Here is a 26,714-nt window from a genome sequence, read left to right as displayed (position 1 = left end):
GATTACTCGAAATTGTCCTGTACAAACCGGCTCAGCGCGCGCACACCCCACCCGGTCGCCCCTTTTGGCGCATAGGAGGTTTCCGACGACACCGAGGCGACGCCAGCGATGTCCAGATGAATCCAGGGCGTCTCATCCTTGACGAACCGCTGCAGGAACTGCGCGGCGGTGATGGACCCGGCGGGCCGTCCGCCGACGTTCTTCACATCCGCGATGCGCGACTTGAGTTGCTTGTCATAGGCCTCGCCCAGCGGCATCCGCCATGCGCCCTCGTCTTCGGCCTTGGCCGATTTCAGAAACGCGTCGCAAAACGTGTCGTTGTTCGAAAACACCCCGGCATTCTCATGCCCCAAACCGATGATGATCGCGCCGGTCAGCGTGGCAAGATCGATCATGCCAACGGGTTCGAACCGCTCTTGCGCGTACCACATCACATCGCACAGCACCAACCGTCCTTCGGCGTCGGTATTGATGATCTCGACCGTGTCGCCCTTCATCGATTTCACCACGTCGCCCGGACGGGTCGCGTTGCCCGAGGGCATGTTCTCGACCAGGCCCACAAGACCCACAACATTGGCCTTGGCTTTGCGCTTAGCCAACGCCCGCATCGTGCCAGCCACAACGCCTGCACCGCCCATGTCCATGGTCATGTCCTCCATGCCACCAGCAGGTTTCAGCGAGATGCCACCGGTATCGAACACCACCCCCTTACCGACCAGAGCAAGCGGCGCATCGTCCTTGTCGCCGCCCTTCCAATGCATGACAACAACCTTAGAGGGGCTGTCCGATCCCTGCCCCACACTCAGCAGTGTCCGCATGCCCAGCTCGGCCAGCTTGTCCTCATCCAGCACCTCGACTTCAAGGCCCAGAGATTTCATTTCGACCAAGCGGTCGGCAAATTCGGTTGTGGTGAGAACATTTGCGGGCTCGTTCGTCAGGTCCCGCGTCATGCGAACCCCGTCGGCTATCCCATACAGCGGCTCAAATGCGGCCTCGACATCCGCATGTTTGGAATGGCTGATGGTGACGGTGCTTGCGCCATCGTTTTCCTTAGTCTTGTGCGCGTCGAACTCATACGTCCGCAGCGCAATCCCAAGGGCCAGATCCTCGCACCGAACCTGATTGCCCGCCATCACCAGCATGTCCTTGCCGCCGGACAGTTTGGCCAGCGCCGCGCCAGCCTTGCGCGCCTCGCCAGCGCCCGGTCTGCGCGACAGAATCAATACGTCCAGAGCCTCGGCCGCCATACCGCCCGGCCATGCCATCGAGATCACGTCGCCGGTTTTGGCCTTGCCGAATTTCTCGCTCTCGACCAGCCGCGCCACCGCACCCCGCGTCAGCCGGTTGGCCCGCCGCGCCGCAGGATTCATCTTGCCGTCCGATGGGATAATGATGGCCACCCGCCCCTTGGCCTGCGCCATGGCGTCCACATCAAAAGCCTCAAAACGGATCGGTACCAGACTGCTCATTGCAAACTCCTCAAATTCTGTTCCCCAAGACCTAGCCCGCACCGCCCGGCTTGACCAGATAGCAGTTTTCCCCGCTTCTCAATTGCATTAAGGTCTCGAAAAAATGACCGGCGGGCTCGGGGGAGAATGAAGTGGCACTATACGGCAGGCATAGGCCGTCGCGCATGATCACATGCGGGGACGAATCTGGCCTGAACCCCCGCTACGCAAGCCCTGCGGGGATAGCTTCGTGATCCTGGACCGCTACTTTGCCCGCCGTTTCTTGCAGAGCTTTCTGGTCATTGGCGGCGTGTTCCTGACATTGATGATTCTGATTGACCTGATCGAACAGGTACGCCGGTTCAATGACATCAATCTGTCCTTTGGTCGTTTGCTGCACCTGACGCTGCTGAATACGCCGGCCGCCATCAGCGAAATGCTGCCTTTGCTGATCATCCTGTCGACAATCGCCCTGTTCATCGGATTGGCCCGCAGTTCGGAACTTGTGGTTACACGCGCAATCGGGCGGTCCGGCATCCGGGCCCTTGTGGCGCCTGTGCTGCTGGCTTTGGCGATCGGCGCGCTGGCCGTGGCGCTGCTGAACCCGATCGCTGCCGCAACATCCGAAGAGTATCAGCGCCTGTCGGATGTGCTGCGCAACGATGGCAGTTCCGCGCTGTCCATCAGCGGCGAGGGTCTGTGGCTCAGACAAGGCTCGGATGCCGGGCAATCCGTTATTCATGCAAAGGGCACCGGGAATGGCGACGGATTGCGGCTGACCGATGTGACGATCATCGCCTTCTCAACCGAGGGCAAGCCGACGCAACAGATCATTGCCGACCGGGCCGAATTGGAAGACGGCAAGTGGGTGCTGACCGAAGCCAAGGTCTGGACCTTTGTGGACGGCGTCAATCCCGAGACCACCTCGGTGCGACATCAGCAGCTTGACCTGCCGACTACGCTGACGCGCGAGCGTATTCTGGATACGTTGGGTCAGCAGGACTCGGTTTCGGTGTATGACCTGCCACAGCTGATCCGCGACCTGCGCGAGGCCGGCTTTTCGACCAAGCAATATGAGGTCTGGCTGCAGGTTCAGCTAGCGCGTCCGCTGTTTCTGGTCTCGATGGTTTTGATCGGCGCCGCTTTCACCATGCGCCATGTCCGGTTCGGCGGCACCGGCATCGCCGTGTTGACGGCTGTCCTGCTGGGCTTTGCAATTTATTTCGTGCGCAACTTTGCGCAGATTCTCGGAGAAAACGGACAATTGCCCATCTATGTCGCCGCCTGGGCCCCGCCCTTCGCGGCAATTCTCCTGTCGCTGGGGTTATTGTTGCACGCGGAGGACGGTTGATGCGCGGCATCGCCGTTTATTTGCTAACGGGCGTCCTAACGTTAGCCCTGCCGATTGCTCTGTCGGCACAGACTGCACCTGTTCAAAGTAGCAGCCAAAACGGCACCGAACAGGATCAGCCGGCCCTGTTGGTGGCCGATAAGGTTTTTATCACGCCCGAACGAACGCTGGTGGCCGAAGGCAATGTCGAGGCGTTTCAGGGCGACGTAAAGTTAACCGCGCAGCGGGTGGTCTATGATCGCGATACGGGGCAACTGACGCTGGACGGGCCTATTCGTATCGATCAGGGTGGGCGCTCTACCGTGTTGGCAGACGCGGCAGCCCTGGATAGCGGCCTGCAAAACGGGTTGCTGACAGGCGCACGATTGGTGTTCGACCAGCAGGTTCAGATCGCTTCTGTCCAAGGCAAACGGGCCGGCGGAAGATACACACAATTCAGCAAAGTATCCGCCACATCCTGCTATGTCTGCGCCGATGGAAAACCGCCATTGTGGCAAATCAGAGCCCGCAAGGTCACACATGATCAACTCGAACGCCAATTGTATTTTGAAGGCGCGCAACTGCGTGTTCTCGACTATCCGGTTTTTTACTTCCCGTATCTGCGCCTGCCTGATCCGACCCTGGAACGCGCCACCGGTTTTCTTGCGCCCTCGATCCGCACCACCTCGCAACTGGGCACAGGCGTTCAGGTCCCCTATTTCATCAAAATGGGCGATCACAGAGATCTGACACTGACGCCGTATATCTCGCCCAAAACCCGGACGCTGGGCTATCGGTATCGCCAGGCCTTTGTAAACGGTCGCATCGAGATTGAAGGTGCCTTCACCCGGGACGACCAGCAAGCGGATCAAGATCGCGGGTATCTGTTTGCCAATGGCTGGTTCAACCTGAAAAACGACTACCGGCTGACCTTCAACCTTCAGACCACGTCGGATGACGCCTATCTGGTCGACTATGGCCTGCCGGATCGGGATCGCCTGCGCAGCGAAATCGCATTGGAACGCATCAAGCGCGATACCGCGTTCAGAACCAGCCTGATTTACTACAAGACATTGCGTGACAGTGAGAACCAGGATGAAATCCCGTCACGCGTTTTTGATCTCAACTATCAAAAGCGGTTTTTTCCCGGCAGGTTAGGCGGTGAAGTTCGCTTGAGTCTTGTCACCCACGCTCATGAGCGCACCAGTGACGAAGACATCGTGGGTCGGGATGTCGCACGCGCGACCTTTGACGCGGAATGGCTGCGCAGCTGGACATTTGCATCCGGTCTGCGGGCAGACGCTCAATTCGGTGCCTCCGTGGACACATTTAACATTCGGCATGACAGCGAATTTCCGGATCAAGTCACGCGGTCGACCCCTCGGGTCGCCCTGACCTTGCGATACCCGATGACACGGCGTGAAAAATCCGGCGCGACACAGTTTCTTGAACCCATAGCGCAATTTGGCTGGACGCATGTGTCGGACACGGATGTCCCGATTGACGAAAGCACCTTTCAGGAGTTTGATCAGGGTAACTTGCTGTCATTGTCGCGTTTCCCCGCTGAAGATCGGAGGGAAGATGGCCCAACGGCTGTCATCGGTATGAACTGGGCGCGCTACGGCGCCGGTGGTTGGCAGGCGTTGGCAACCATCGGGCAAGTCTTTCGAGCCGACGCCGACCCGGATTTTACGCTAACGTCGGGTCTGCAAGGCACGTCCTCGGACCTGCTGTTGGCCGGACAGCTAAGGACGGCAAACGGCTGGTCGCTGGCCGGACGCGGCCTGATTGATGGCGAATTCAGCTTTGCCAAGGCCGAGGTTCGCGGTGAGTGGAACCAAGACGGCTCGGGCTTGATCGGCAGCTATATCTGGCAGGAGGAAGACCCGGCCGAAAACGATGGGGAGATTTCCGAGATCTGGCTGCGCGGTCGGTATCAGATCGACCGGAACTGGCTGACCCGGGCCGACGCGCGGTATGATCTGAGCGAATCCGAACCTATCCGGCTTGGTCTCGGCGTGACCTACCAGAATGAATGTGTTCAGATTGGCATGACGGTCAGTCGGCGTTTTACATCGACATCCACTATTGAGCCTACGACAGAATTCGGCTTTACCCTTGCGCTGACGGGATATGCCATCGATGGCGGCGGCAAGAAGTACAAGAGAGCATGCAGTTGATATCAGGTTTCATCAGGTTTCTTCGTTCCGGTTGGTCCAAACCGGTCGCACCGGCCCTTACCGCCGCAGTCTTGGTTCTCACTGGTACGCAGGTGTTTGCGCAAAGCCTGTTTTCACCGGCGATCCGCGTGAACCAGGATATCGTGACGTGGTACGAGTTGGAACAACGCCAGCAATTCATCAACGCCTTGGGCCTGCCCGGCGGGTCGCAAGAGGACGTTCGGCAAGCCCTGATCGACGACCGCCTGCGCAAACAGGCCATGCGAGATGCCGGTATTCAGGCCGCACCCGAGGATGTGCAGCTGGGCATCGACGAGTTTGCCAGCCGCGGCCAACTGAGCACCGAACAATTCCTGCAACTGCTCAATAACGAGGGCGTCGACCCGGAAACCGTTCGCGACTATGTGGCCGATCAATTGTCCTGGCGGGATTACATCAGCGCCCGTTTCCTGTCACAGGCTAGACCCACCGACGATGAAATCAACCGCGCACTGGGTCAGGCCGGAGGAAGTGGTTTGCAGGTTCTGCTGTCTGAAATCATCATTCCGGTGAACCCGCAAACTTTGGCACAGACCGAATTACTGGCCGAAGAGATTTCACAGCTCCAAGGGTTTGACGCGTTTTCTTCCGCCGCTGCGCAATACTCGGCAGCCGCAACGCGCGACAATGGCGGGCGTCTGGAGTGGCTCAATATCACCAGTCTGCCGCCCGCGTTGCAGCCGGTGATCCTGGGCTTGCAGAATGGTGAAATCACCGATCCGATCACCCTACCCAACGCCGTCGCCCTGTTTCAGCTGCGCGGGCTGCGCGAGGTCGCAACCAGTGCCCCGCGTTTCTCGAATATCGACTACGCCATCTATTACCTGCCCGGGGGGCGCAGCGCCGAAACACTCGCTGACGCGGCACGCCTCAGGGAGGATATCGACACCTGTGACGACCTGTATGGCATTGCCCAGAACCAGCCACCGGAAGTGCTGGAACGCATCGAGGCCAGCCCATCTGAAATCCCACGCGATATCGCGGTGGAACTTGCCAAGCTCGATCCCAATGAGGTGTCGACAACGCTGACGCGCAACAACGGTCAGACGCTGATGTTCCTTATGCTGTGCAACCGCACCCGCGATCTGGGTGAGGATACATCGCGCGTGGATGTCGCCAATGCACTGACACAGCAGCGGCTCCAGGCGTTTTCAGAGAGCCTTCTGGAACAGCTGCGGGCTGACGCAACTATCATCGAGCAATGACCGCTCCGATCGCGCTCAGCTGCGGGGAACCGGCTGGAATAGGCCCGGAAATCGCAGCCAAGGCGTGGGCGCAACTGCGGGGCAACTGCCCGTTTTTTTACATCGGCGATGCGGCTCATTTGCCGGACGGCACGCCAACGCAACACATCACCGATACCTCAGAGGCGCTGGCGGTCAGCCCCAGCGCCCTTCCTGTGCTGCACCTGGACTTTGCCGCCCGAAACGTTCCGGGCCAGCCTGATCCGGCCAACGCACCGTCGGTGATTGACGCGATCGAACGCGGCGTGGCGCTGGTGAAATCCGGCGCAGCCTCTGCGCTGTGTACGGCGCCGATCCACAAAAAGGCGCTGATCGACGGGACCGGATTCGCCTTTCCCGGCCATACCGAGTTTCTAGGCATGCTCGCCGGGTGTGACCGGGTGGTGATGATGCTGGCCAGCGACCAGTTGCGGGTGGTTCCGGCAACCATTCACATCCCCCTGTCTCGTGTCCCGTCCGAGTTAACGCCGGACCTGCTGAGCCAAACCATCGCGATAACCGCAGAAGGTCTGCGCAGACAGTTCGGCGTCGAACACCCCCGGATCGCCGTTGCCGGTCTGAACCCCCATGCCGGTGAAGGCGGAAAAATGGGCTCGGAAGAGATGGACTGGATTGCCCCTATGCTGGCCGAGTTCAACGGGGACACGTTCACGGTCACCGGTCCGCATCCGGCGGACACTCTGTTTCATGCCGCCGCCCGCGCGCGGTACGATGCGGCGATTGCGATGTATCACGATCAGGCGCTTATCCCAATCAAAACACTGGATTTCGACCTGGGCGTGAACGTGACACTGGGCTTGCCGTTTATTCGCACCTCGCCCGATCACGGCACCGCGCTTGACATCGCCGGGCAAGGTGTCGCCAACCCAACCAGTATGATCGAAGCCCTGAAACTGGCGCAGAAAATGGCGTCGCGGTCATGAGCGGTATCGACGGGCTGCCGCCGCTGCGCGAGGTCATTGCAAGACATCAGCTTTCGGCCCGCAAGTCGCTTGGCCAGAACTTTCTGCTGGACCTCAACCTGACCGCCAAGATCGCGCGCCAGGCAGGCGACCTAACCCAATGTGACGTGCTGGAAATCGGCCCCGGCCCCGGCGGCCTGACCCGTGGGCTGTTGTCCGAGGGCGCGCGCAAGGTGGTCGCGGTGGAAAAAGACACGCGCTGTATCGCCGCGCTGAACGATATTGCCGCCGCCTATCCCGGCCAGCTTGAAGTGATCAACGGCGACGCGTTGGAAATCAATCCGCTGGAACACCTAACCCCCCCGATCCGCGTTGCAGCAAACCTGCCCTATAACGTGGGCACCGAGCTTCTGGTCCGTTGGCTGACCCCACCCGAATGGCCGCCCTTCTGGCAAAGCCTGACCCTGATGTTCCAGCGTGAGGTGGCCGAGCGCATCGTCGCCCAACCCGGCAACAAAGCCTATGGCCGCCTCGCCATCCTGGCTCAATGGCGGGCCGAGGCGCGCATCGCCATGTCGCTGCCACCCGGTGCCTTCACGCCCCCACCCAAAGTCTCAAGCGCCGTGGTCCACCTGACCGCACTACCCGAACCACGCTTTCCCGCCAATGCAGCCACCCTGTCTCGCGTTGTCGCCGCTGCCTTCAACCAGCGCCGAAAAATGCTGCGTGCCGCGTTGAAAGGCGTCGCTCCGGATATCGAAGACCGTTTGCTTGCAGCCGGGATCAAACCGACCGATCGCGCCGAACAGATTTCACTCGAAGCGTTCTGCGCACTCAGCCAGCAAGTGCGACAATCCTGAGACGTCAGATAATCAAAACCCCGACTCAGTGGCCGGGGTTTCAACACGCACTAAAATTTGCCAAAGATTTACTCGGCGGCCTCGGGCGCATCCCCATCGCCGCTGGCAGCGTCTTCCGGTGCGGCAGGTGCGGCCTTGGGCTTGCGCGTACGTGGCCTGCGGGCCGGCTTTTCCTTACGCTCGCCTGCCTCGGCTGCCGCAGGTTCTGCGCCCTGGCTTTCCGGGGTCTCGACAAGCCCGGATCCCGGTGTTGTCGCCGCCTCTGACCCAAAGTCCAGAACATCCGGCTGCGGCGCTTCGGCGGGATCCGCCTGACGCGCGGCTTCACGTTCCTGCCGTTCGGCGCGTTCGCGGTCGCGTTCGGCCTGCCGCTCGCGGTTTTGCCGATCCTGCTCTTCGCGGCGCGCTTCGATCTCGCGCTGCGCTTCGCTCAACATGCGCAGGTAATGCTCGGCATGCTGCTGGAAATTCTCGGCCGCGACGCGGTCGTTTGACAGCTGTGCGTCGCGTGCAAGCTGGTTGTATTTATCAATGATTTGCTGTGGCGTGCCACGCACTTTTCCTTCCGGACCCGAGCTGTCAAAAACCCGGTTTACGACGTTACCGCCAGAAGGACGATTGCGGTTGTTCTTGGACCGCGAGCGGGATTTGGAAGATCTCATCTACTTTATGTCAGCCTTGTCAATTCGCTATCGATCAACCCGTACTTTGCACTGCTCTGAGGCTTTTGCCGCACAATGTTGTCGACTATTTTGGGCTTGGCGTCAGGGGCGCGCTGGAACAGCGTCAACCTCGCCGACTACCCATGAGTAAACATGTCCTGCGCGGGCAGACAAGGGGATTCTGGGTAATTTCGCAGGTTTTTTACAAAGATCGGCGCTTTTTGGCCTCAGTTTGTGGATTTATCCCGGCATTCTTGCCCCGACGACCCGATCCCGCCCATCCAGGTCAGGGATCACCAGACTGTCTGCAAGCCCCGCCGCATCGAACAATGCGGTGACAGATTTGGCCTGCGTCGGGCCGATCTCAACCAGAAGACGCCCGCCGGGCAGCAGAAAATCCGGCACCGCGGCGGCAATATGGCGATAGGCCCCCAGCCCGTCGCCCTCATCCGTCAACGCCAGCCGCGGTTCATGCTCGCGCACTTCGGGCGACAGCGCATCCATTTCCGCCCGCGAAATGTAAGGCGGGTTCGAGACAATCAGATCAAACATGCCCTCGACGTTATCGAACCAGTTCGATTGCCGGATCTCGGTCCTGTCCTGCACAGTGTGCTGCACGGCATTGGCACTGGCCTGCAAACACGCCGCCTCGCTCAGATCCACGCCGACGCCCGAGGCGCTGGCCCGTTCGGCAAGCAGCGTGATCAAGATGCAGCCCGATCCGACCCCAAGATCCAGCACGTGATCGAACGGTTGGCTCAGAGCTGCTTCGATCAGTGCTTCGGTTTCGGGGCGCGGGTCCAGAACGTCGCGGCTGACGCGAAAGCCCCGGCCATAAAATTCGCGTTCGCCCAACAGATGCGACACCGGCACCCGGATGGCGCGCAGTGCGATCAGCTGATCATAGCGTTCTGCAATGTCCGGGGACAACTCCTCCGGCGCGATCAGGGTGACCCGGCTGGCCTCGATCCGTGCGGCGTGCGCCAACAACAGACGCGCATCACGGGCCGGGTCAGCCACCCCTGCGGCGCGCAACCGCGCGGTTGCAGCAGCCATGGCCTGAGCAGCCGTTGGTGCGCCGATCATTGGGCCATCTCGGCCAGCAGCCGCGCCTGACTATCGGCGGTCAGCGCGTCGATCACCTCGTCCAGATCGCCCTGCATCACCTGATCCAGCTTGTATAGCGTGAGGTTGATCCGGTGATCGGTCATGCGGCCCTGCGGGAAGTTGTAGGTCCGAATGCGCTCGGACCGGTCGCCCGACCCCACCTGACTGGCCCGGTCCGCAGACCGCTCACTGTCAATACGCTGGCGTTCCAGATCATACAGGCGCGTTTTCAGCACCTGCATGGCGATCTCGCGATTGCGGTGTTGCGATTTTTCCGAGCTGGTCACAACGATACCACTGGGCAGGTGCGTGATCCGCACCGCCGAATCCGTGGTATTAACGTGCTGGCCCCCTGCCCCCGAAGAGCGCATCGTATCAATCCGCAGATCATTTGCGTCGATCTGAATGTCGACATCTTCGGCCTCGGGCAGAACCGCCACCGTCGCGGCCGATGTGTGGATGCGTCCACCGCTTTCCGTTTCCGGCACCCGCTGTACGCGGTGAACGCCGGATTCGTATTTCATCCGCGCAAAGACATTGTCTCCCTTGATATGGGCTACAACCTCTTTGATACCACCCAGATCCGAAGCCTGTTCCTCGATGATCTCAAATTTCCACCCGCGCGCCTCGCTATAGCGCTGATACATACGCAACAGATCGCCTGCGAACAGTGCCGCCTCATCCCCGCCGGTTCCGGGCCGGATTTCCAGCATAGCAGGGCGCGCATCCGCCGCGTCCCGGGGCAAGAGCGCCAGTTGCAGCGCATGCTCGGCCTCGGGGATGCGGGCCTGAAGGTCGGGGATTTCTTCCTCGGCCAGTTCCTTCATATCCGGATCGGCCAGCATCGCCTGCGCCTCGTCCAGATCAGCCACCAGTTGCCGCCATGTCATGATCTGATCGACAACCGGCTTGAGGTCCGAATACTCCTTGGCCAAGGCCGCAATGTCACCGCCCGAGGCGCCATCGGCCATGGCGGCTTCGAGGTACTGAAATCGTTGCGTGATTTGCTCAAGGCGTTCTTCTGGGATCATGCCGGGGGTGTCTATCATCCAGGGGCGTTGGTCAAGGCCTCGCGCTGTGCTAAGCTGCCGGGCATGAAGCGGTTTATTCTGGTTTTCGCCCTGTTTGCAACGCCCACCCTGGCCGATGTCGTCGGCCCCGGAGGCAAGGTTCAGGATTGCTATTGTACCGATAAATCCGGCACGCGCGTCGAATTGGGCGAGATGATCTGCCTGCAGGTCGATGGCCGCATGTTCACGGCGCAGTGTCAGATGTCGCTGAATGTGCCGATGTGGCGCGAGGTGCAGGAAGGATGCCTGTCTTCGAACCTAAAGCAGAGCAAGCCACCCGTCGACGCGGGTTCTGTTTACCCCAAAATCTGATCCTCCGAACCGCAGGCGCCCGTGAATGCGCAGGGTATCGCCGTCCTGCCAAACGGTTGTATAGTCGGGGAATCCCATCACCGGCGTACGTGTGATGTAGGTGATCATCCCCTCGTCCACGGACCCCGCCAGAATGCTGGTCCGCGGGGCCGCACGCGCAATCGCATCAAATTGCGCCAGACCCTGCGGCCCGGTTTCCAGCACCCGCATGACACCGCCCGTCATGTCCCTGTCTGCCTCAATCTGCGTGACGACGTGCCAGCGGGCGGGATCAGAGGGCGCGAGCCGGATATAGGCACCCAGCAAAACGACGAGGCCAACCAGTACACCCAAAACCACTTTCATCATCCGCCTGTCTCCTATCACTCTGAAGCTAGAGGGAACCCCCGGCGGGACAACCCGCATAATCGGCGTTTATCGTGAGGTCACACCGGGCAGAATACACAGAAGTTCGAACAACAGATTCGCAGCGGTCAGCGCCGTATTGCCAGAAGGATCATAAGGCGGGGAGACTTCAACCAGATCACACCCCACAACATTGATCCCGCCCAGCGAATGGATCAGTTGCAACGCCTGGGGCGTAGTCAGCCCACCGATTTCGGGTGTTCCCGTCCCCGGCGCAAAGGCCGGGTCCAGACTGTCGATGTCATAGGTCACATAGACCGGATGATCCCCGATATCCTTGCGGATTTGCGACCCAACCATGGTGAGGTTCTGCTGCCAAAGCTCCCATGCGGGAAATTGGCGGAATCCCCAGTCCTTGGCTTCGGTAAAATCCGACGCCGCATAACCCGACCCCCGGATGCCGATCTGAAAGGTCTTGTCCGGGACAATCAGGCCTTCCTCAAACGCGCGGCGAAACACGGTGCCGTGGGTTTCTTTCTCGCCAAACATCTCATCGTTGACATCCGCATGCGCGTCCACATGCACCAACGCCACGGGCCCGTGCTTGGCCGCAATCGCCCGCAGGATCGGCAGGGTAATCGAATGATCCCCGCCCATTGCAACCGGAACAACACCCTGCGCGAGTATGGCGTCATAGCTTTCCTTGATGATTTTCAGGCTGTCAGGCAGGGAAAACGTATTGATCGCCAGATCCCCAATATCAGCGATCTGAAGGCTGTCGAACGGGGCCGCGAAGGTCGCCATATTGTAGGGCCGGATCATCGCGCTTTCACTGCGAATTTGCTTTGGTCCAAACCGCGTGCCAGACCGCCAGGACGTGCCGATATCCATCGGAATCCCCAGAACGGCCACATCCAGACCGGCCAGAGAGTCCATCTGCGGCAGGCGCATGAACGTATTGGGTCCGGAAAACCGCGCCAGATCATTGCCGCCGATCGGTTGATTGAACTCAGTCATGCCCTTTTAATCCCATCCCGTTTGATCCCCGCCCCAGCCATAGCGGATGTATGGCTAACCAAAGGTTAAAACCTTACGTCCAACGTGATCCATCATCTTGCGTCAGTTTGCGTCGGCCAAAAAAGTGGATGATTTGTATCGCGAAAAGTCGGGATTTTGACAGTCTCGCAAGCCATATCACCTCGTCCACATGGTTTTCCGAGGCTTCAAGTGCCATACCTTTCCCCAGTCAGCCCAGAGGCTGCGCCTGTTCGACGATCCGCGCGAAAAACGATGCGCCCACAGGCGCGATCTCGTCGTTGAAGTTGTACTTCGGATGGTGCAGCCCCGCCGTCTCGCCCTGCCCCAGAAACAGATAGGCGCCGGGGCGGGCCTGCAGCATGTACGAAAAATCCTCGGCGCCCATATCCCGGCTCATGTTCTCGAAAACACGATCCTCACCGGACACCTCGCGCGCCACATTTGCTGCAAAAACGGTCTTTTCGGCGTCATTGATCGTCGCCGGATAGCCCACTTGATAATCGAGCGTGGCCTCAACCCCGTAAGACGCTGCCTGCCCCGCAACGATCTGCGCCATCCGCTCCATCACCATTTTCTGCACCGCCGGATCAAAGGTACGCACGGTGCCGTTCATATAGGCCGTGTCCGGGATCACATTGTTGACCGTGCCGGTGTGAATTTGCGTGACCGAGACCACCAGATCGTCAACCGCATAGTGGTTGCGGCTGACAATGGTCTGAATGGCCTGCGCGATCCCGCAGGCCGCCATCACCGGATCGCGGGTCTGATGCGGCATCGCGCCGTGCCCGCCCCGTCCCTGAATGTTGATCTCGAACGTGTCCACCGCCGCCATGATCGGGCCGGGCGTGGTGTGAAACGCGCCTTCGGGATTGCCTGGATTGTTGTGCAGGGCATACACCTCGGAGATCCCGAACCGCTCCATGATGCCTTCCTTCACCATGATATCGGCTCCGCCGCCTTCTTCTTCAGCGGGCTGAAAGATCAGGGCTACACGGCCTCGGAAGTTGCGGGTCTCGGCCAGATACCGCGCCGCACCTAGCAGCATCGTTGTGTGCCCGTCATGACCGCAGGCATGCATCATACCCGGGTTTTTAGAGGCATACGCCACCCCGGTCTCTTCGGGAATCGGCAAGCCATCCATGTCCGCGCGCAAGCCAATGGTCGGTCCATCGCCCTGCCCGTTTATGATCGCCACGATGCCGGTTTTGGCGATCCCCTGATGCATTTCGTCCACACCGAACTCGCGCAGACGATCCGCCACAAAGGCCGCTGTCTCATGGCATTCGAATTCCAGTTCCGGGATCGTGTGCAGATGCCGGCGCCAGGTGGCCATATCGGCGGCAAAGTCAGCAATACGGTTCACAACGGGCATATGGGGTGGACTCCTGATCCAAGCTGCGGGATGGATGCATCTGACACTGGAACAAGGGGCTTCGCAATGGCTGAAAATCCGCTGATCCACGATTCCGACGCCGGCATCGAACGGCTGCTGGAAATCATGCGCCGCCTGCGCGATCCCGAAACGGGCTGTCCCTGGGATATCGAACAGGATTTCGGCACCATCGCGCCCTACACGATCGAGGAAGCCTATGAGGTCGCCGACGCAATCGAGCGGCAGGCCTGGGACGAGCTGAAGGGCGAATTGGGCGATCTGTTGTTTCAGTCCGTGTTCCACGCGCAAATGGCCGAAGAGGCCGGGCATTTCGCCTTTCAGGACGTTGTGCGCACCATGTCCGACAAAATGGTTTCGCGCCATCCGCATGTCTTTGGCGATGAATCGCGCGACAAATCTGCCGAACAGCAGACGCTGGATTGGGAGACCGTCAAGGCCGCCGAACGGGCGGGCAAGGAACAGAAAGGCGCGCTGGACGGTGTGGCACCGAACCTGCCAGCCCTGCTGCGCGCGCATAAACTGCAAAAGCGGGCTGCGCGTGTCGGCTTTGATTGGCCGGATGCCAGCCATGTACTGGCCAAGATCACTGAAGAGGCCGCCGAGTTGGAGGAGGCGCGCGACAGCAAGGACGCGGACGCGCTCGAGGATGAATTCGGCGATCTGTTGTTTGTGATGGTCAATCTGGGTCGGCATCTGGGCATCGAGCCCGAGGCGGCGCTGCGCCGGACAAACGCCAAGTTCACCCGCCGCTTTGCAAAGGTCGAGGCGCGGCTGGCCGATAAGGGCAAAACCCCGTCTGACAGCACGCTGCAGGAAATGGACGCGCTGTGGGACGAGGTTAAGACCGAGGAACATCGTGCCAACGGCAAACTCCCGCCTGTGGACACACCTGCCGACGCCTGAAAGCGCTGGACAAGCCCGGCGGCACTTGCCAGTGTCCGCCCCTCAATACTCCGGAGACCCGCCATGACCGCGCGCAAGATTATCATCGACACCGATCCCGGACAGGACGATGCGGTCGCCATCCTGTTGGCACTTGCCAGCCCCGAAGAGATCGAAGTTCTGGGCCTCACAGCCGTCGCCGGGAATGTCCCGCTGGAACTGACCGCCAAAAATGCGCGCATTGTCTGCGAGTTGGCCGGTCATACCGATATCCCCGTCTATGCCGGGTGCGACCGCCCCCTGAAGCGGCCACTGGTCACAGCTGAGCATGTGCACGGCAAAACCGGGCTTGATGGTCCCGTGCTTCCCGATCCGCAAATGCCGCTGGCCGAGGGTCACGCGGTTGATTTCATCATCGAAGCTCTGCGCGCGCATGAGCCGGGCACGGTGACGCTCTGCCCGATTGGGCCGCTGACCAACATCGCCACCGCCTTCCTCAAGGCCCCAGATATTATTGACCGGGTTCAGGAAATCATCCTGATGGGCGGGGCGTATTTCGAGGTTGGAAACATCACTCCGGCAGCGGAATTCAACATTTATGTCGATCCGGAAGCCGCTGATATTGTATTTAAATCCGGTGTTCATATTGTGGTTATGCCGCTGGACGTGACCCATGACGCGCTGGTCACGCCACATCGCAACGATGCGTTTAGGGCATTGGACAGCAAGGTCGGTCATGCGGTCGCTGAGATGACTGACTTTTTCGAGCGCTTCGACAAAGAGAAATACGGCTCGGACGGCGCGCCGCTGCACGACCCCTGCGTGACCGCCTATCTGATCCAACCGGACCTGTTCTCGGGCCGCCATATCAACGTCGAGATCGAGACCCAATCCGATTTGACCTTGGGTATGACAGTGGCCGACTGGTGGGGGGTCACGAACCGCGCACCAAATGCCATGTTCATAGGGGATGTGGATGCTCACGGTTTCTTCGACCTGCTGACAGAAAGGCTGGCGCGGCTATGAGCCTTCTCGGCCCGCCAGACCCCGCTTGGTCCGACAGGGCCAGCGCCGAGATTGATCGCTGGTTCAGCCTTGATCTGCCCGGTCTCTTGACCATTCACCATATTGGATCAACCTCGGTTCCCGACCTGATCGCCAAGCCGGTGATTGATCTGTTGCCGGTCTTCACCGATATGTCCCGGCTAGACGCGGCGCGCCCCGGGCTGGAAACGCTCGGTTATGAGTGGCTAGGCGAGTTCGGGCTGCCCGGTCGCCGGTATATACGCCTTGATGATCCGGCCACGGGTCAGCGCCTGTTTCAGGCCCATTGCTACGTGGAAGGATCGTTGGACATCGTCCGTCATCTGGCCTTCAGGGACGCTATTCGGGCCAGCCCGAAACTGCGCGCTGCATATGCCGCAGAAAAACAGCGCTGCGCGCGTCTTCATCCCGACGACTATCACGCCTATGGCGATTGCAAGTCGAGTTGGATTGCCCGTGCAGAGGCTGATGCAATGGAAAACAAGATATGACCGCCGCACTCCGCCTCGCCCGCCCCGACGACATTGATCGCCTGATGGCGTTGGTCTCGGCCTTCCACGCGGAATCCGGGATCGAACAAGATGACGAGAAACGCCGCAACGCGCTGGCGCCTCTGCTGGACGGTATTCCGCAGGGGTGCATTTACCTGATCGGTCCCGGGCGCGCGCCGCTGGGTTACATCATCCTGACATTCGGCTGGTCGGTCGAATTTGGCGGCATGGATGGATTCATTGACGAGATCTACATCCGGCCCGCCGTGCGTGGCCGGGGCATCGCGACCGAGGTTCTGCTGGAGCTGCCCAAGGCCCTGGCCGGGGCTGGCCTGACCGCCCTGCATCTTGAGGTCGACCGCACGAGTGAGGCCGCGCTAAAGCTGTATCTGCGAACGGGCTTCAAGGCGCGTGAGCGGTATATGTTGATGAGCAAGGTGCTCTGACAGGCAAAAGCCGCTATCGCGACAAACCGCAGGTCTTTTTCATCGCCCGCTCCATCTTGAGCAATTGCCGCTCGACCCGCCGCGGATTCGGCAGTTGCTCGATCCTGTCCCAGGTGCCGTTTCCGGTATCCCAGGCCTCGATCACCAGGGCCTTGATGTCGTCATCCAGGACCGTATCGGCAACCTGGTAGGTGCATTTGCAGTCCTCCAGCGAAAATGGCCCATTTCGCCCTTCGTCTTGCATTTTTTGACAGACAGCCTGAGCAGTCGGTTGCGCGGTCAAAGCCGCTGGGGACCACATAAGCGCGACGGCGCACACGGTCCGGATAAAAATGCTCATTCAAAACCTCAAAAAAAAGAAAAGCCCGGGCGTCATATGACAACCGGGCCTCAGGTTTTGCAACCGGGTTTCTGTTACAGCTTCAAAATCGACGCACCAGCGTATTCCGCAACCTCGCCCAATGATTCCTCGATACGGATCAGCTGGTTATACTTGGCCAACCGGTCCGACCGCGCCAGCGAGCCGGTTTTGATCTGACCGCAGTTGGTCGCGACCGCCAGATCCGCAATCGTCGCATCTTCGGTCTCGCCCGAGCGGTGCGACATCACGTTGGTGTACCGCGCGCGGTGGGCCATATCGACGGCACGCAGCGTCTCGGTCAGCGACCCGATCTGGTTCACCTTGACCAGCATCGAGTTGGCGCATCCACGCTCGATCCCTGTCGCAAGGCGCGCCGGGTTGGTAACGAACAGATCGTCGCCGACCAGTTGTATCTTACCACCGATAGCGTCGGTAAGGGCCTTCCATCCGTCCCAGTCATCCTCGGACATGCCGTCCTCAATCGAGATGATCGGATAGTCGTTGACCAGCGCCGCCAGATAGTCTGCGTTCTCTTCTGAAGTCAGGGTTTTGCCCTCGCCCGACAGAACGTATTTGCCATCCTTGTAGTATTCGGTTGCCGCGCAATCCAAAGCCAGGTGGATTTCATCGCCCGGTTTGTAGCCCGCCTTTTCGATGGACTTCAGAATGAAATCCAGAGCTTCGCGTGTGGAGGCGATGTTCGGGGCAAAACCACCCTCATCCCCGACACCGGTCGCCAGACCTGCCGCCGAGAGTTCCTTTTTCAACGTGTGAAACACTTCCGATCCCATGCGCACGGCTTCGCGGATATTCGCGGCCGAGACTGGCATGATCATAAATTCCTGAATGTCGATCGGGTTATCGGCATGCTCACCGCCATTGATGATGTTCATCATCGGCACCGGCAGCACACGGGCCGACGTGCCCCCGACATAGCGGTACAAGGGCTGCGTGGTGAAATCCGCCGCAGCCTTGGCGGTGGCCAGCGAAACGCCGAGAATGGCATTGGCACCCAATCGGCCCTTGTTCTCGGTGCCGTCCAACTCAATCATCGCCTGATCGATAGCAACCTGTTCGGTCGCATCGAACCCAACCAGTTCTTCGGCAATCTCACCGTTTACAGCTGCGACGGCTTCCAGCACACCTTTGCCAAGATACCGGACCTTGTCTCCATCGCGCTTTTCGACGGCTTCATAGGCACCTGTTGACGCACCCGAGGGAACCGCTGCGCGGCCCATGGTGCCGTCTTCGAGGATCACATCCACCTCGACCGTGGGGTTGCCCCGGCTGTCCAGAATTTCGCGTGCATGGATGTCGATGATGGTGCTCATGATACCGGTTCCTAAAGATGCGTTCGGTTGCATGCCTCATAGCATCACGCGGCAAAATGTAAACCGCCCGCGTTAACGCTAACACTCATATTTTCTGGGTTTTAGGGCTACCATATGGATGTTTGCGCCAACAGACTTCAGGTTGCCGCCACTGCCATCTCGCGCGCCAGTCTGCGTTCCCGGACAAAGGTATAGAGGCCCGACCCAATGATCAGTGTCGCACCTGCCAGAGTCATGGCATCCGGGCGTTCGTTGAACATCAGCACGCCCGCGATCATCGAGAACACAAGACGCGTATACCGGAACGGCATCATGGCCGAGGCCTCGCCCACCCGCATTGCCGCCACGATGCCGTAATACCCCAACATGCTGAAGATGACGGCCGCCAGATACGGCCCGACCTGAGCCGATTGCACCGGGGCATACGACTGCCCGGTCGAGACCATCAGGACGGCCCCCGCCAATGTAACCGCGATATACGCCTGCATCGCAACGACAGTGGACGCCACCCGCGCATCCAGCTTGCGCGTGATCAGATCCCGCGCGGCGATTAAAAAGACACTCGCGACGACCAAAAAAGTTTCGGGTTGGAATCCATCAAGCCCGGGCCGAATGATCATCAACACACCCAGGAAACCGACGCCAATGGCGCTCCAGCGGCGCCAGCCCACCTTTTCGCCCAGAAACAGCGCAGCCCCCATGGTCACCGCAAGCGGCAGGGCCTGAAACACCGCCGCAACCGTGGAGAGATCGATCAGAGACAGCGCGGTTACAAACAGCACCGCACCCAGACCTTCACACCCGGCGCGAACCATCGGCAAGACTGCCCACGCGGCCGGGTCAAAGATCGGTTTGCGTGTCGCAACCGACAGCACGGCAAAGGACAGGCCACAAAATACGCCCAGCGCAATCAGAATCTGCCCGGTCGGCACAGTGGCCGACAGGTGCTTGATAAACATATCCTCGATTGCAAAAGCTGCCATCGATCCGACAAGCAGCAGGATGCCGTTTACGTTGTTCATGCGTGGTTCCGTTGGGACGGGCCAGATAAATCCAAGCGCTCAAATCAGCAGAATAGTATCTTTCCCGACACTGCAAGCCCGATTGCGACAGCTTCGATGACGTGCCGTGATGCGGCCAATCGCGGTTCCTGATGGATCAGTCTTTGTCCAGCGGCACGCCGTACAGCTCCAGCCGGTGCCCTTTCAGCTTGTAGCCCAGCTTGGCCGCGATTTTTTCCTGCAGCGCTTCGATCTCGGGATCGACAAATTCGATCACCTCACCCGATTGCATGTCGATCAGGTGATCATGATGATCACGCTCGGCATCTTCATAGCGCGCGCGCCCGTCGCCGAATTCCAGACGTTCCAGAATCCCGGCCTCTTCGAACAGTTTCACGGTGCGATAGACGGTTGCGATTGAAATGCCCGAATCCATTTCGACAGCGCGGGCATACAGTTCCTCCACGTCCGGGTGGTCTTCGCTTTGCTCCAGCACCTGCGCAATAGTGCGCCGCTGACCCGTCATGCGCAGCCCCTTGGCTTCGCACCGCGAGATGATCGTGTCCGACATGGCATTCCTCAGGAACAGTATGGACTTCTGTCTTAGTATGTCTGCGGACGCAGCACCACAGGGATTCGGATGCGGATCGCCGGTTTCAGGACAGGCGCCGCAGATCTGCCCAGACCGGCAGATGGTCCGAAGCGATATGTGCCGGACGATCCTCATGCACGCCGTGATCCAGCGCCTCGACGCCGTCGCCCAGGGCGATTCGGTCCAGCGCACCAAGGGGTTGAGCGGCAGGGAAACTGGGCACTGGCGGCAAGAACCGCATTTCGGGGGCCAGGTTGTCCAGAACCGGCTGGCGCGACCATTCATTGAAATCGCCGGCCCAGACCGTGGGCATCTGGTCCAGCCCGGAATCGCACCGGCGGATATGGGTGATCTGCCGGCGCCGCGAGGCGGGAAACAGGCCCAGATGCATCCCCATCACCCGCAGCGGACCGATCTGGGTGTCAAACTCCACCCGGACCGCGCCGCGGGGTTCCAGCCCCGGCAACTCGTGATGCCCGGTTTCGCGGACCTTGATGTGATCGCCGCGCCAGATCACCGCATTCCCGTGCCATCCCAGACTGCCCGCGCCGCCCAGATCGACAATCTGCCAACCGGCCTCGTCCAGCATGAAATGCGGTAAAGCCGCTGGTCGTGGCGGCAGACGTTTGTCCGCCTCCTGCAGCACCACGATCTCGGCCCGCATCTTATCCAGCACTTGCAGGATACGCTGCGGCTGACGCCGCAGATCCAACCCGACACATTTCTGGATGTTGTAACTGGCAAGGCGCAAAGTTGGCACGTGGATCATTCGGGCTCATCAGAACATTACCCGACAAGACATGCCCGACCCGTGCGCCAAGAACAAGACTGCCGGGCGATTGGAGGTGTTCGAAACGTAAAAATAGCGCGGGACTGCACAAGTCAGTGGCATTCTCCGAAGCACGCCTTCAGTCGCTACGCGCCCTGCTTTTTTACATAGTGATCGCAAAGAAAATCGCGTCAATCCACCGTCTTCGCTTGGCTCACCACGCAAGATACATTACGTCTTTAAATCAATAGCTTGATTAATCCCATTTAGTGCGCGACGAGGGCAATCACTTGATGACAAAGACTTACGTAGTACCGGGCATTGTAGTTGCCTCTTGCATAGTTCTATCCGGGTGCGCCGTCGAACCCGAGGCGGATCGCACCATCTCGACGGTTGAGTATTCCGGGAACTACAACACAATCACCGGAGAGCTTTCGGACGGCACAACATTCACGGGTGTCGCCTGGTTCTACAGCGGCGCGCCTCGCGGTGAATTCTGCCTTCAGTCAGAGGATTTTGTTTGCTCAGGGCAATATTCGGCCAGCCTATCGCGACGTATTTCGGGCGACTTTATCTGCTCTGACATGACAACCGGGTCCTATCAGACCGAAAGAATTCAAAAAGGGGGCTTTCTGGAACCGGTTGCTGCACTGGGCGAGCTTTCGGATGGGCGCACCAGCGTCGCGACATTTGCACCCATGCAAAATGGCAGTGGCACCACGACCTGTTACCGCTGAGGGCAGCAATTCAGAGAACCACAGCCCGCGGCGGCGGCCAAACCATTTACGTACCGCAGAACGTTGCCTGCACCACTTCGCTGTCCAATGGCGGGCGGGTCAGGTCGGCATGCTCCGGTTGATCCTCAAAAGGCCGCGCCAGTACCGTATTCAGGCGATGAAACGGCCTGTAGTCGCCCTTTACCGCGGCCTCGATCATCTGCTCGATCCTGTGATTGCGCGGTATAAACGCCGGGTTGACCGCCTGCATCACCTGGTCCGGCGCGGCTTCCCCCTCCAACCGCGACCGCCAGCCCTCGGCCCAGGCGTCAAAAGCGGTGGGATCGGTGAACTGATCCCGCGCCTTGTTTCCGCCCAACGCGCGAAACGTATTGGTGAAATCGGCCTGATTATGTGCCATTCGAGTCAACAGGTCCGATATCAGCTCCAGATCACCGTCCCGAGCGGTCGTCAGGCCGATCTTGGAGCGGAACCGCGTCAACCAATTCTGATGCAGCAACGCGGGCATGGCATGAACGATTTCGGTCGCTTCCTCGACAGCCGCTTCTTTGTCATCCATCTGCTGGATCAGGGCAGTGGCAAGCTGCGCGATGTTCCAAACCGCGATGTCCGGCTGATTGGAATACGCATATCGCCCGGCGCGATCAATCGAACTGTAGACAGTGTTGGGGTGATAACTGTCCATAAAGGCGCAGGGACCATAGTCGATGGTTTCGCCGGAAATCGCGCAATTGTCGGTGTTCATGACGCCGTGAATGAAGCCGACGCTCATCCAGGCGGCAATCAACTGCGCCTGTGCATCCCGCACGGCGCTCAGCAGACCCATTGGTCCGTCGGCCTGCGGATAGTGACGCGCGATGGCATACTCTGTCAGGCGCCGCAAACTGTCCAATTGCCCGCGCGAGGCAAAGACCTGAAACGTTCCGACGCGCAGATGGCTCTGCGCAACGCGTGTCAGAACGGCCCCGGGCATCGGCCCTTCGCGCCGGACGACTTCGCCTGTCTCGACCGCTGCCAGCGCGCGGGTGGTAGGAATACCCAGCGCATGCATCGCTTCGGAGACCACGTATTCCCGCAAAACCGGACCCAGCCACGCGCGCCCGTCGCCCTGACGGGAAAAGGGCGTTGGCCCCGACCCTTTCAGCTGAATATCCCGACGCACGCCATCGGTCCCGATGGTCTCCCCAAGCAAAACTGCGCGCCCATCCCCAAGTTGCGGATTGTAATGGCCGAATTGATGCCCGGAATATAGCTGTGCCAGCGGCTCTGCCCCTTCGGGCACAGTATTACCGGCAAAGGCCTCGGCCATCTCCTGCACATCGCCCGGCGATATCTGCAAAAGTCGCGCAAGATCGTTATTGAAAGCGATCATCTGCGGCGCGCGCACCGGCACCGGAGCCTGCCGCGCAAAAAACGCATCCGGCAGGCGGGCATAAGAGTTGTCAAACGGGATCGTCAGGGTCATGCGGCAAACATATGACCCCCGGTCACGATTGCCATAGCAGAACGTGCAGGGTCGTGCATAATCGTCGCAAAGACGAGGGCCTCGTGACAGCGCAAGACATTATCAACCACCTAAACCTGCGACAACACCCCGAGGGCGGTTGGTACAAGGAAACCTGGCGCGCCGACAATCCGGGCCGCGCAACCGGGACCTGCATCTATTTCCTGCTGCAAGCAGGGGAAAGCAGCCACTGGCACCGGGTTGATGCAACCGAAATCTGGCTGTATCACGCAGGCGCGCCGCTGGTTCTGTCCCTCAGCGAAACGGAACAGGGCCCGGCCACAGACCGTGTGTTGACCCCGGACCTGTCCCGAGGCGCCCCGCAGCTGATCGTTCCCAAAGACCATTGGCAGGCCGCCCGCAGCACCGGAGCTTACACGCTGGTCAGTTGCGCGGTCTCACCTGGGTTTGAGTTCGAAGGATTCGAGCTTGCAGCACCCGGTTTTGACATTCCACGCGGCTGATGTGGACCGTTGTGAACCCATAATCGGATGAGCAGAGTTGCTAAATCCGGTAAACGCGGCACTCCCATCAGTCATGGCCCAAACCCGCAGCGTTTTCGCTCCTAACCGGACATTGAAGGCGACGACACCGATCGACGGCAACGCGGACAAAGCTGACTTTGACCTGGACTAGTTGAAGGTCAGCTTTATTACACTTTGCATCAAGCGAAGAAAGCACCATGGCAGGAAGCCGGAGTGCGCGCTACACGGAAGCGTTTGATCGGCTCAGAAGACAGTAGGCAACAAATTAGTGCAAACTGCTTGCTCGGATTTTCGCCCCGATCTGAACTCTCAACGGCTTTTTCCTCTCGGCCCGACGGGCACACACCACTATTCGATCGAGTCCAAAAGCATTCAGTGTTGAACTTCCACCGTAGTCGGCTAGCCGCGCTCATAAGCCATAGTCATCATCACAGCGGAACGTACACCATAAGCTGACGGATGTAGTTACGTTGTTTCCAAAGAAATCTCGGGCTGACCAAATGCTTCGAGAGCCGTATTTAGTTCTGAATGTTGGCTGGCAAAGTCGCGTACGTTGATCCCTTTGCGGGCAGCTTCGGCAGCTTGGCGCAGGGCGACGACACCTGCACTGACACCCGCCGGGTGGCTCATGATCCCGCCTCCTGCGCAGAAGATGAAATCGTCATTGCCAAGCAGGCCACGAGCCGGATCGATTTGCCAGATTGTCTGACCGGAAGAATAGACAGGCATGGCAAGATGCGCAGGCCCGTCCTCGCATACAGGCTGCTGCACCGAGGTAGCCGATTGCGCAATGATGGCGTCTGTTTCAGTAAACTTATTCGCGAGCCCATTCACGTGCAGATGGTCAGCCCCGGCCAACCTCCAAAGCTTCTGCATCACTGGAAAGCTGATCCCGATGTCCGGGGAGCGCGAATAGAGGCCCCAACCCGCGCGATGACCGTGAATTGTCATGGAACTGCGCTCGCGGATCGCGCGCAATCCGGTCAGTCCCACTGAGTTCATGCAGACCATTGCACAGGTTCCGCCGTGAGCGTCCAAAATCTCGAGGTTTCGCCACATCTGATCAATCTCATCGGTCATGTTGAAAGCATACATCACCTGCTTGCCGGTCTTGTCGGCATGGGTGTCTAGAACCCGGCTGACAGCTGCAACGCGCTCTGCGAAGGGGCAATGTGGTCCGTTCGCCTGCAACTCGTCATCCTTGATGAAATCGATGCCGGCGTCGACCAGGGTCCGGACCAGAGAGGCTGTTTCTGAGGGGTTCAACCCGACGCTGGGCTTGATTATCGTTCCGATCACGGGTCCCTCGTGGCCGCCGATGAAACTGCGGGTGCCTTGTGCGCCAAATTGTGGACCTGGATGATCTTTGGCAAAGACAGATGGCAGTTGCATGTCGATCAGGCGGATCGCAGATAGCTCGGCTAGTTCAAACAGGTTTCCGGCCAATGTCGATAGGAGCGTAGGCAGGGACGTGCCGAAATTGTCCAGCGACCAACTGATCGTCACGGTGCCGCGTTCATATGTGTCACTGGTCATGCGACATGGCAAAGAGGGCGTGGTTAAGGTGCCCGTGATATCGATCCGTTCGATCCGCGCAGCCGACCGCTTGCGCAATTCATCCGTCTCGGCAGCCAGTCTGGCGAATGTCCCGGTCGATTGCTCGCCCGCGAGAACCTCGGCAGCGCGCGCAACCCCTACCGGCGATTCGATGTCGTAAGTTGCTGTAATCCGGTTCATCGTGTTCCTCCTCCGCTTCGGATCCAGCCGAAGTAATCGTAGCTGCCCATCTGGCCGCCCTTAAGTGCTAATTCCAGCCCATCCATTGCGCCGTCGGCATGCGCCTGAAACAAGGCTGCGCCCGGGATCGTTGGGGCGAGTGCTGACAAGGCAAAGAGACCAAGCTGACGCGTCGCATGGCCGGAGGTGTCACCCCCCGAGACGATGGCTCGTCTGGCGCCACTCCGTTCGAGTGTTTGGTGCAGGATGCGCCCCAGCGCTTCGCCAACCCGCTGGTTGGCACCCGTCATCGTGTGTCCCGACTCGCTGACGGCCTGTCTGAACCGTTCAACGGTCGGATCATCGGGGCCTTCTGTACTGCTCACCAAAGGATCAAGTCCTTGGTCCATGGCGTCGAGACTGGCCGCGATGCACCTGGCGACTTCGCACTCAAGATCTGCCTCCATAGCGCAGACGCAGGTGGTATCAAAGGCGATGTTGGCGAACCCGTGTTGCTTGGCCCACGCGATCTGTTCAGCGGTGGTCGGTGACACTGATCCAGACACGACCACCATCTTGTCGGCTGGCCCGGCCGATTGCGGCGGCGGCACATCCGCGATGAGGCCCGCTTCACGCCAGTGTCGGATAAGGGCGTATTCGATGCCTTGGGAGCCCACGACAAAGGGGTTGGCCTCACGGCCCGCCCACACCATTTGACCGACGGCCAATTCGGACGCGTCATCTATGCAATCAAGCGTTATCGCTGAGATGCGGTCAGGGCGGACTGCATGCGTAGGCAATGCCGCTCCGGTTGAAATCTCCTCCAAAGAGAGGCACTGCGCATCTAGAACGTCCGATTGCAAGGCGATGTGCTGTGCGACATCTGATTCCTGCATCGGGGTCACTGGATGACGGGACATGACGGGATGTCGGTCGAGCCGGTAGACCCTGTCTCCGAACCCCGCAAACAAATGACCAAAGGATTGGTATCTGCGCATCTGGGGGGCCGCGATGAGGATCGGAACGGCGCCAGGTGAAAACTGTGCCGCGCCAATTTCAATCGCCCGCCCAATGGACCCAATCGTTGGAGAAGAATCCAAGGTGGAACAGACTTTGTAATGCGTCAGGGCGGGTTTCAGCGCGGCGAGACGCGCGAATATGGGGGGCAGTTCCGCGTCCATCCAGTCCGGCGATTGCGCCCGTGCCGTCGAAGCAACGCCAATGCCTTTCAGATCGGGAAAGCGGGCCAGCTGGGCATCGGTTGGCAGCTCCAGAAACAGCATCGCATTGAGGCCCGCGAAGGTCAGCACCTCCATCACTGCGGCGGCGCCCGTGAAATCGTCCCCGTACCAAGCCACCAGCAGGCCATCGGGCAAAGACGGAGTCGGTGATGTCATGGAGCGGTGACCTCAGTCGGTGAGAAAA

General features: G+C 59.8%; 27 protein-coding genes. 12 read left to right on the top strand and 15 right to left on the bottom strand.

All coding sequences use genetic code 11. From position 1 onward, the window contains the following. Positions 1–2: 2 nt before the first annotated feature. Positions 3–1,469, bottom strand: coding sequence for a leucyl aminopeptidase (locus ACR3ES_RS12450; protein WP_170434419.1), 1,467 nt, complete (start codon positions 1,467–1,469; stop codon positions 3–5). Positions 1,470–1,698: 229 nt separating this feature from the next. Here ACR3ES_RS12450 and lptG point away from each other — a divergent pair, with 229 nt between their 5' ends. From lptG to rsmA, 5 genes are read left to right on the top strand one after another with little or no spacing between them, the layout of a single operon-like run. Further along, on the top strand, positions 1,699–2,799 hold the full coding sequence (lptG, locus tag ACR3ES_RS12445) for an LPS export ABC transporter permease LptG (RefSeq protein ID WP_170434421.1): 1,101 nt from the start codon (positions 1,699–1,701) through the stop codon (positions 2,797–2,799). Further along, complete coding sequence (locus ACR3ES_RS12440) at positions 2,799–4,958, top strand: LPS assembly protein LptD (protein WP_170434423.1); 2,160 nt, start codon at positions 2,799–2,801, stop codon at positions 4,956–4,958. Before lptG ends, ACR3ES_RS12440 begins: the two co-directional genes overlap by 1 nt. Beyond that, a complete protein-coding gene (locus tag ACR3ES_RS12435) occupies positions 4,949–6,202 on the top strand; it encodes a peptidylprolyl isomerase (protein ID WP_170434425.1) in 1,254 nt (417 codons plus the stop codon). Before ACR3ES_RS12440 ends, ACR3ES_RS12435 begins: the two co-directional genes overlap by 10 nt. Then, on the top strand, positions 6,199–7,164 hold the full coding sequence (gene pdxA / locus ACR3ES_RS12430; protein WP_170434427.1) for a 4-hydroxythreonine-4-phosphate dehydrogenase PdxA: 966 nt from the start codon (positions 6,199–6,201) through the stop codon (positions 7,162–7,164). The genes ACR3ES_RS12435 and pdxA overlap by 4 nt, the downstream gene beginning before the upstream one ends. Then, positions 7,161–8,003 (top strand): 16S rRNA (adenine(1518)-N(6)/adenine(1519)-N(6))-dimethyltransferase RsmA, encoded by an 843-nt coding sequence (gene rsmA / locus ACR3ES_RS12425; RefSeq protein WP_170434429.1) that lies wholly within the window; start codon positions 7,161–7,163, stop codon positions 8,001–8,003. Before pdxA ends, rsmA begins: the two co-directional genes overlap by 4 nt. 68 nt (positions 8,004–8,071) lie before the next feature. Here rsmA and ACR3ES_RS12420 read toward each other — a convergent pair whose 3' ends face one another. The 3 genes from ACR3ES_RS12420 to prfA form a co-directional block, all read right to left on the bottom strand. Continuing rightward, positions 8,072–8,665, bottom strand: a complete 594-nt coding sequence (locus ACR3ES_RS12420) for a DUF4167 domain-containing protein (protein ID WP_170434431.1) — start codon at positions 8,663–8,665, stop codon at positions 8,072–8,074. A 240-nt stretch (positions 8,666–8,905) separates the two neighbouring features. Continuing rightward, entirely contained in the window at positions 8,906–9,751 is an 846-nt protein-coding gene (prmC, locus tag ACR3ES_RS12415; protein WP_170434433.1) for a peptide chain release factor N(5)-glutamine methyltransferase, read from the bottom strand. After that, positions 9,748–10,803, bottom strand: a complete 1,056-nt coding sequence (prfA, locus tag ACR3ES_RS12410; protein ID WP_170434496.1) for a peptide chain release factor 1 — start codon at positions 10,801–10,803, stop codon at positions 9,748–9,750. The genes prmC and prfA overlap by 4 nt, the downstream gene beginning before the upstream one ends. A gap of 63 nt (positions 10,804–10,866) precedes the next feature. Here prfA and ACR3ES_RS12405 point away from each other — a divergent pair, with 63 nt between their 5' ends. Continuing rightward, entirely contained in the window at positions 10,867–11,154 is a 288-nt protein-coding gene (locus tag ACR3ES_RS12405; RefSeq protein WP_170434434.1) for a hypothetical protein, read from the top strand. On the opposite strand, the gene ACR3ES_RS12400 is transcribed toward ACR3ES_RS12405, so the two are convergent. The 3 genes from ACR3ES_RS12400 to ACR3ES_RS12390 all read right to left on the bottom strand — a co-directional run bounded on the left by ACR3ES_RS12400 (position 11,101) and on the right by ACR3ES_RS12390 (position 13,909). Further along, positions 11,101–11,499: a DUF1499 domain-containing protein gene (locus ACR3ES_RS12400; protein ID WP_170434498.1), complete on the bottom strand. Its 399-nt coding sequence runs from the start codon at positions 11,497–11,499 to the stop codon at positions 11,101–11,103. The genes ACR3ES_RS12405 and ACR3ES_RS12400 overlap by 54 nt on opposite strands. Positions 11,500–11,568: 69 nt before the next feature. Continuing rightward, entirely contained in the window at positions 11,569–12,516 is a 948-nt protein-coding gene (gene speB / locus ACR3ES_RS12395; RefSeq protein ID WP_170434436.1) for an agmatinase, read from the bottom strand. A gap of 229 nt (positions 12,517–12,745) precedes the next feature. Next, on the bottom strand, positions 12,746–13,909 hold the full coding sequence (locus ACR3ES_RS12390; RefSeq protein WP_170434438.1) for a M20 aminoacylase family protein: 1,164 nt from the start codon (positions 13,907–13,909) through the stop codon (positions 12,746–12,748). Positions 13,910–13,975: 66 nt separating this feature from the next. Here ACR3ES_RS12390 and mazG point away from each other — a divergent pair, with 66 nt between their 5' ends. The 4 genes from mazG to ACR3ES_RS12370 all read left to right on the top strand — a co-directional run bounded on the left by mazG (position 13,976) and on the right by ACR3ES_RS12370 (position 16,793). Next, the gene (mazG, locus tag ACR3ES_RS12385; protein ID WP_170434439.1) at positions 13,976–14,833 is read left to right on the top strand and encodes a nucleoside triphosphate pyrophosphohydrolase; all 858 of its coding nucleotides are present in this window, start codon (positions 13,976–13,978) and stop codon (positions 14,831–14,833) included. A 63-nt stretch (positions 14,834–14,896) separates the two neighbouring features. After that, entirely contained in the window at positions 14,897–15,838 is a 942-nt protein-coding gene (locus ACR3ES_RS12380) for a nucleoside hydrolase (RefSeq protein ID WP_170434442.1), read from the top strand. Then, positions 15,835–16,347 (top strand): GrpB family protein, encoded by a 513-nt coding sequence (locus ACR3ES_RS12375; RefSeq protein ID WP_170434444.1) that lies wholly within the window; start codon positions 15,835–15,837, stop codon positions 16,345–16,347. The genes ACR3ES_RS12380 and ACR3ES_RS12375 overlap by 4 nt, the downstream gene beginning before the upstream one ends. Further along, positions 16,344–16,793 carry a GNAT family N-acetyltransferase gene (locus ACR3ES_RS12370; RefSeq protein WP_170434446.1) on the top strand — a complete coding sequence of 150 codons (450 nt, stop codon included), beginning with the start codon at positions 16,344–16,346 and terminating at the stop codon, positions 16,791–16,793. Before ACR3ES_RS12375 ends, ACR3ES_RS12370 begins: the two co-directional genes overlap by 4 nt. A 13-nt stretch (positions 16,794–16,806) precedes the next feature. Here the strand turns inward: ACR3ES_RS12370 and ACR3ES_RS12365 are convergent, their stop codons facing one another. From ACR3ES_RS12365 to ACR3ES_RS12345, 5 genes are all read right to left on the bottom strand, one after another. Next, the gene (locus ACR3ES_RS12365; protein WP_170434448.1) at positions 16,807–17,133 is read right to left on the bottom strand and encodes a hypothetical protein; all 327 of its coding nucleotides are present in this window, start codon (positions 17,131–17,133) and stop codon (positions 16,807–16,809) included. Between the two features lie 74 nt (positions 17,134–17,207). Next, on the bottom strand, positions 17,208–18,485 hold the full coding sequence (gene eno / locus ACR3ES_RS12360) for a phosphopyruvate hydratase (RefSeq protein WP_170434450.1): 1,278 nt from the start codon (positions 18,483–18,485) through the stop codon (positions 17,208–17,210). 137 nt (positions 18,486–18,622) lie between these two features. Then, positions 18,623–19,507, bottom strand: a complete 885-nt coding sequence (locus ACR3ES_RS12355; protein WP_170434452.1) for a DMT family transporter — start codon at positions 19,505–19,507, stop codon at positions 18,623–18,625. A gap of 136 nt (positions 19,508–19,643) precedes the next feature. Beyond that, positions 19,644–20,057: a ferric uptake regulation protein gene (locus ACR3ES_RS12350; RefSeq protein ID WP_170434454.1), complete on the bottom strand. Its 414-nt coding sequence runs from the start codon at positions 20,055–20,057 to the stop codon at positions 19,644–19,646. 85 nt (positions 20,058–20,142) lie between these two features. Continuing rightward, on the bottom strand, positions 20,143–20,847 hold the full coding sequence (locus ACR3ES_RS12345; RefSeq protein WP_170434456.1) for an endonuclease/exonuclease/phosphatase family protein: 705 nt from the start codon (positions 20,845–20,847) through the stop codon (positions 20,143–20,145). Between the two features lie 293 nt (positions 20,848–21,140). Between ACR3ES_RS12345 and ACR3ES_RS12340 the strand changes: the two genes are divergently transcribed. Further along, on the top strand, positions 21,141–21,584 hold the full coding sequence (locus tag ACR3ES_RS12340; RefSeq protein ID WP_170434458.1) for a hypothetical protein: 444 nt from the start codon (positions 21,141–21,143) through the stop codon (positions 21,582–21,584). A gap of 46 nt (positions 21,585–21,630) precedes the next feature. On the opposite strand, the gene ACR3ES_RS12335 is transcribed toward ACR3ES_RS12340, so the two are convergent. Next, positions 21,631–23,049, bottom strand: coding sequence for a protein adenylyltransferase SelO (locus ACR3ES_RS12335; protein WP_170434460.1), 1,419 nt, complete (start codon positions 23,047–23,049; stop codon positions 21,631–21,633). A gap of 83 nt (positions 23,050–23,132) precedes the next feature. Between ACR3ES_RS12335 and ACR3ES_RS12330 the strand changes: the two genes are divergently transcribed. Further along, on the top strand, positions 23,133–23,552 hold the full coding sequence (locus ACR3ES_RS12330; RefSeq protein ID WP_170434462.1) for a cupin domain-containing protein: 420 nt from the start codon (positions 23,133–23,135) through the stop codon (positions 23,550–23,552). 486 nt (positions 23,553–24,038) lie between these two features. On the opposite strand, the gene ACR3ES_RS12325 is transcribed toward ACR3ES_RS12330, so the two are convergent. Continuing rightward, positions 24,039–25,310 carry a ribulose-bisphosphate carboxylase large subunit family protein gene (locus tag ACR3ES_RS12325; protein ID WP_170434464.1) on the bottom strand — a complete coding sequence of 424 codons (1,272 nt, stop codon included), beginning with the start codon at positions 25,308–25,310 and terminating at the stop codon, positions 24,039–24,041. Beyond that, entirely contained in the window at positions 25,307–26,686 is a 1,380-nt protein-coding gene (locus ACR3ES_RS12320) for a four-carbon acid sugar kinase family protein (RefSeq protein ID WP_170434466.1), read from the bottom strand. The genes ACR3ES_RS12325 and ACR3ES_RS12320 overlap by 4 nt, the downstream gene beginning before the upstream one ends. Between the last annotated feature and the right edge of the window lie 28 nt (positions 26,687–26,714).

The organism is Ruegeria sp. B1 (genome assembly GCF_056535885.1).
The sequence above is the reverse complement of the archived record's forward strand: the minus strand, read 5'-3'. Positions and strand labels throughout refer to the sequence as shown.

Excerpts from the sequence above, each read along its gene's own strand:
- ACR3ES_RS12400 (WP_170434498.1), bottom strand. The coding sequence starts at position 11,499 with ATGAAAGTGGTTTTGGGTGTACTGGTTGGCCTCGTCGTTTTGCTGGGT.
- ACR3ES_RS12390 (WP_170434438.1), bottom strand. The coding sequence starts at position 13,909 with ATGCCCGTTGTGAACCGTATTGCTGACTTTGCCGCCGATATGGCCACC.
- ACR3ES_RS12355 (WP_170434452.1), bottom strand. The coding sequence starts at position 19,507 with ATGAACAACGTAAACGGCATCCTGCTGCTTGTCGGATCGATGGCAGCT.
- ACR3ES_RS12450 (WP_170434419.1), bottom strand. The coding sequence starts at position 1,469 with ATGAGCAGTCTGGTACCGATCCGTTTTGAGGCTTTTGATGTGGACGCC.
- ACR3ES_RS12440 (WP_170434423.1), top strand. The coding sequence starts at position 2,799 with ATGCGCGGCATCGCCGTTTATTTGCTAACGGGCGTCCTAACGTTAGCC.
- ACR3ES_RS12405 (WP_170434434.1), top strand. The coding sequence starts at position 10,867 with ATGAAGCGGTTTATTCTGGTTTTCGCCCTGTTTGCAACGCCCACCCTG.
- ACR3ES_RS12380 (WP_170434442.1), top strand. The coding sequence starts at position 14,897 with ATGACCGCGCGCAAGATTATCATCGACACCGATCCCGGACAGGACGAT.
- ACR3ES_RS12340 (WP_170434458.1), top strand. The coding sequence starts at position 21,141 with ATGACAAAGACTTACGTAGTACCGGGCATTGTAGTTGCCTCTTGCATA.
- ACR3ES_RS12435 (WP_170434425.1), top strand. The coding sequence starts at position 4,949 with ATGCAGTTGATATCAGGTTTCATCAGGTTTCTTCGTTCCGGTTGGTCC.
- ACR3ES_RS12325 (WP_170434464.1), bottom strand. The coding sequence starts at position 25,310 with ATGAACCGGATTACAGCAACTTACGACATCGAATCGCCGGTAGGGGTT.
- ACR3ES_RS12335 (WP_170434460.1), bottom strand. The coding sequence starts at position 23,049 with ATGACCCTGACGATCCCGTTTGACAACTCTTATGCCCGCCTGCCGGAT.
- ACR3ES_RS12365 (WP_170434448.1), bottom strand. The coding sequence starts at position 17,133 with ATGAGCATTTTTATCCGGACCGTGTGCGCCGTCGCGCTTATGTGGTCC.
- prfA (WP_170434496.1), bottom strand. The coding sequence starts at position 10,803 with ATGATCCCAGAAGAACGCCTTGAGCAAATCACGCAACGATTTCAGTAC.
- rsmA (WP_170434429.1), top strand. The coding sequence starts at position 7,161 with ATGAGCGGTATCGACGGGCTGCCGCCGCTGCGCGAGGTCATTGCAAGA.
- speB (WP_170434436.1), bottom strand. The coding sequence starts at position 12,516 with ATGACTGAGTTCAATCAACCGATCGGCGGCAATGATCTGGCGCGGTTT.
- ACR3ES_RS12320 (WP_170434466.1), bottom strand. The coding sequence starts at position 26,686 with ATGACATCACCGACTCCGTCTTTGCCCGATGGCCTGCTGGTGGCTTGG.
- eno (WP_170434450.1), bottom strand. The coding sequence starts at position 18,485 with ATGAGCACCATCATCGACATCCATGCACGCGAAATTCTGGACAGCCGG.
- ACR3ES_RS12350 (WP_170434454.1), bottom strand. The coding sequence starts at position 20,057 with ATGTCGGACACGATCATCTCGCGGTGCGAAGCCAAGGGGCTGCGCATG.
- ACR3ES_RS12345 (WP_170434456.1), bottom strand. The coding sequence starts at position 20,847 with ATGATCCACGTGCCAACTTTGCGCCTTGCCAGTTACAACATCCAGAAA.
- ACR3ES_RS12370 (WP_170434446.1), top strand. The coding sequence starts at position 16,344 with ATGACCGCCGCACTCCGCCTCGCCCGCCCCGACGACATTGATCGCCTG.
- pdxA (WP_170434427.1), top strand. The coding sequence starts at position 6,199 with ATGACCGCTCCGATCGCGCTCAGCTGCGGGGAACCGGCTGGAATAGGC.
- ACR3ES_RS12420 (WP_170434431.1), bottom strand. The coding sequence starts at position 8,665 with ATGAGATCTTCCAAATCCCGCTCGCGGTCCAAGAACAACCGCAATCGT.
- ACR3ES_RS12375 (WP_170434444.1), top strand. The coding sequence starts at position 15,835 with ATGAGCCTTCTCGGCCCGCCAGACCCCGCTTGGTCCGACAGGGCCAGC.
- prmC (WP_170434433.1), bottom strand. The coding sequence starts at position 9,751 with ATGATCGGCGCACCAACGGCTGCTCAGGCCATGGCTGCTGCAACCGCG.
- mazG (WP_170434439.1), top strand. The coding sequence starts at position 13,976 with ATGGCTGAAAATCCGCTGATCCACGATTCCGACGCCGGCATCGAACGG.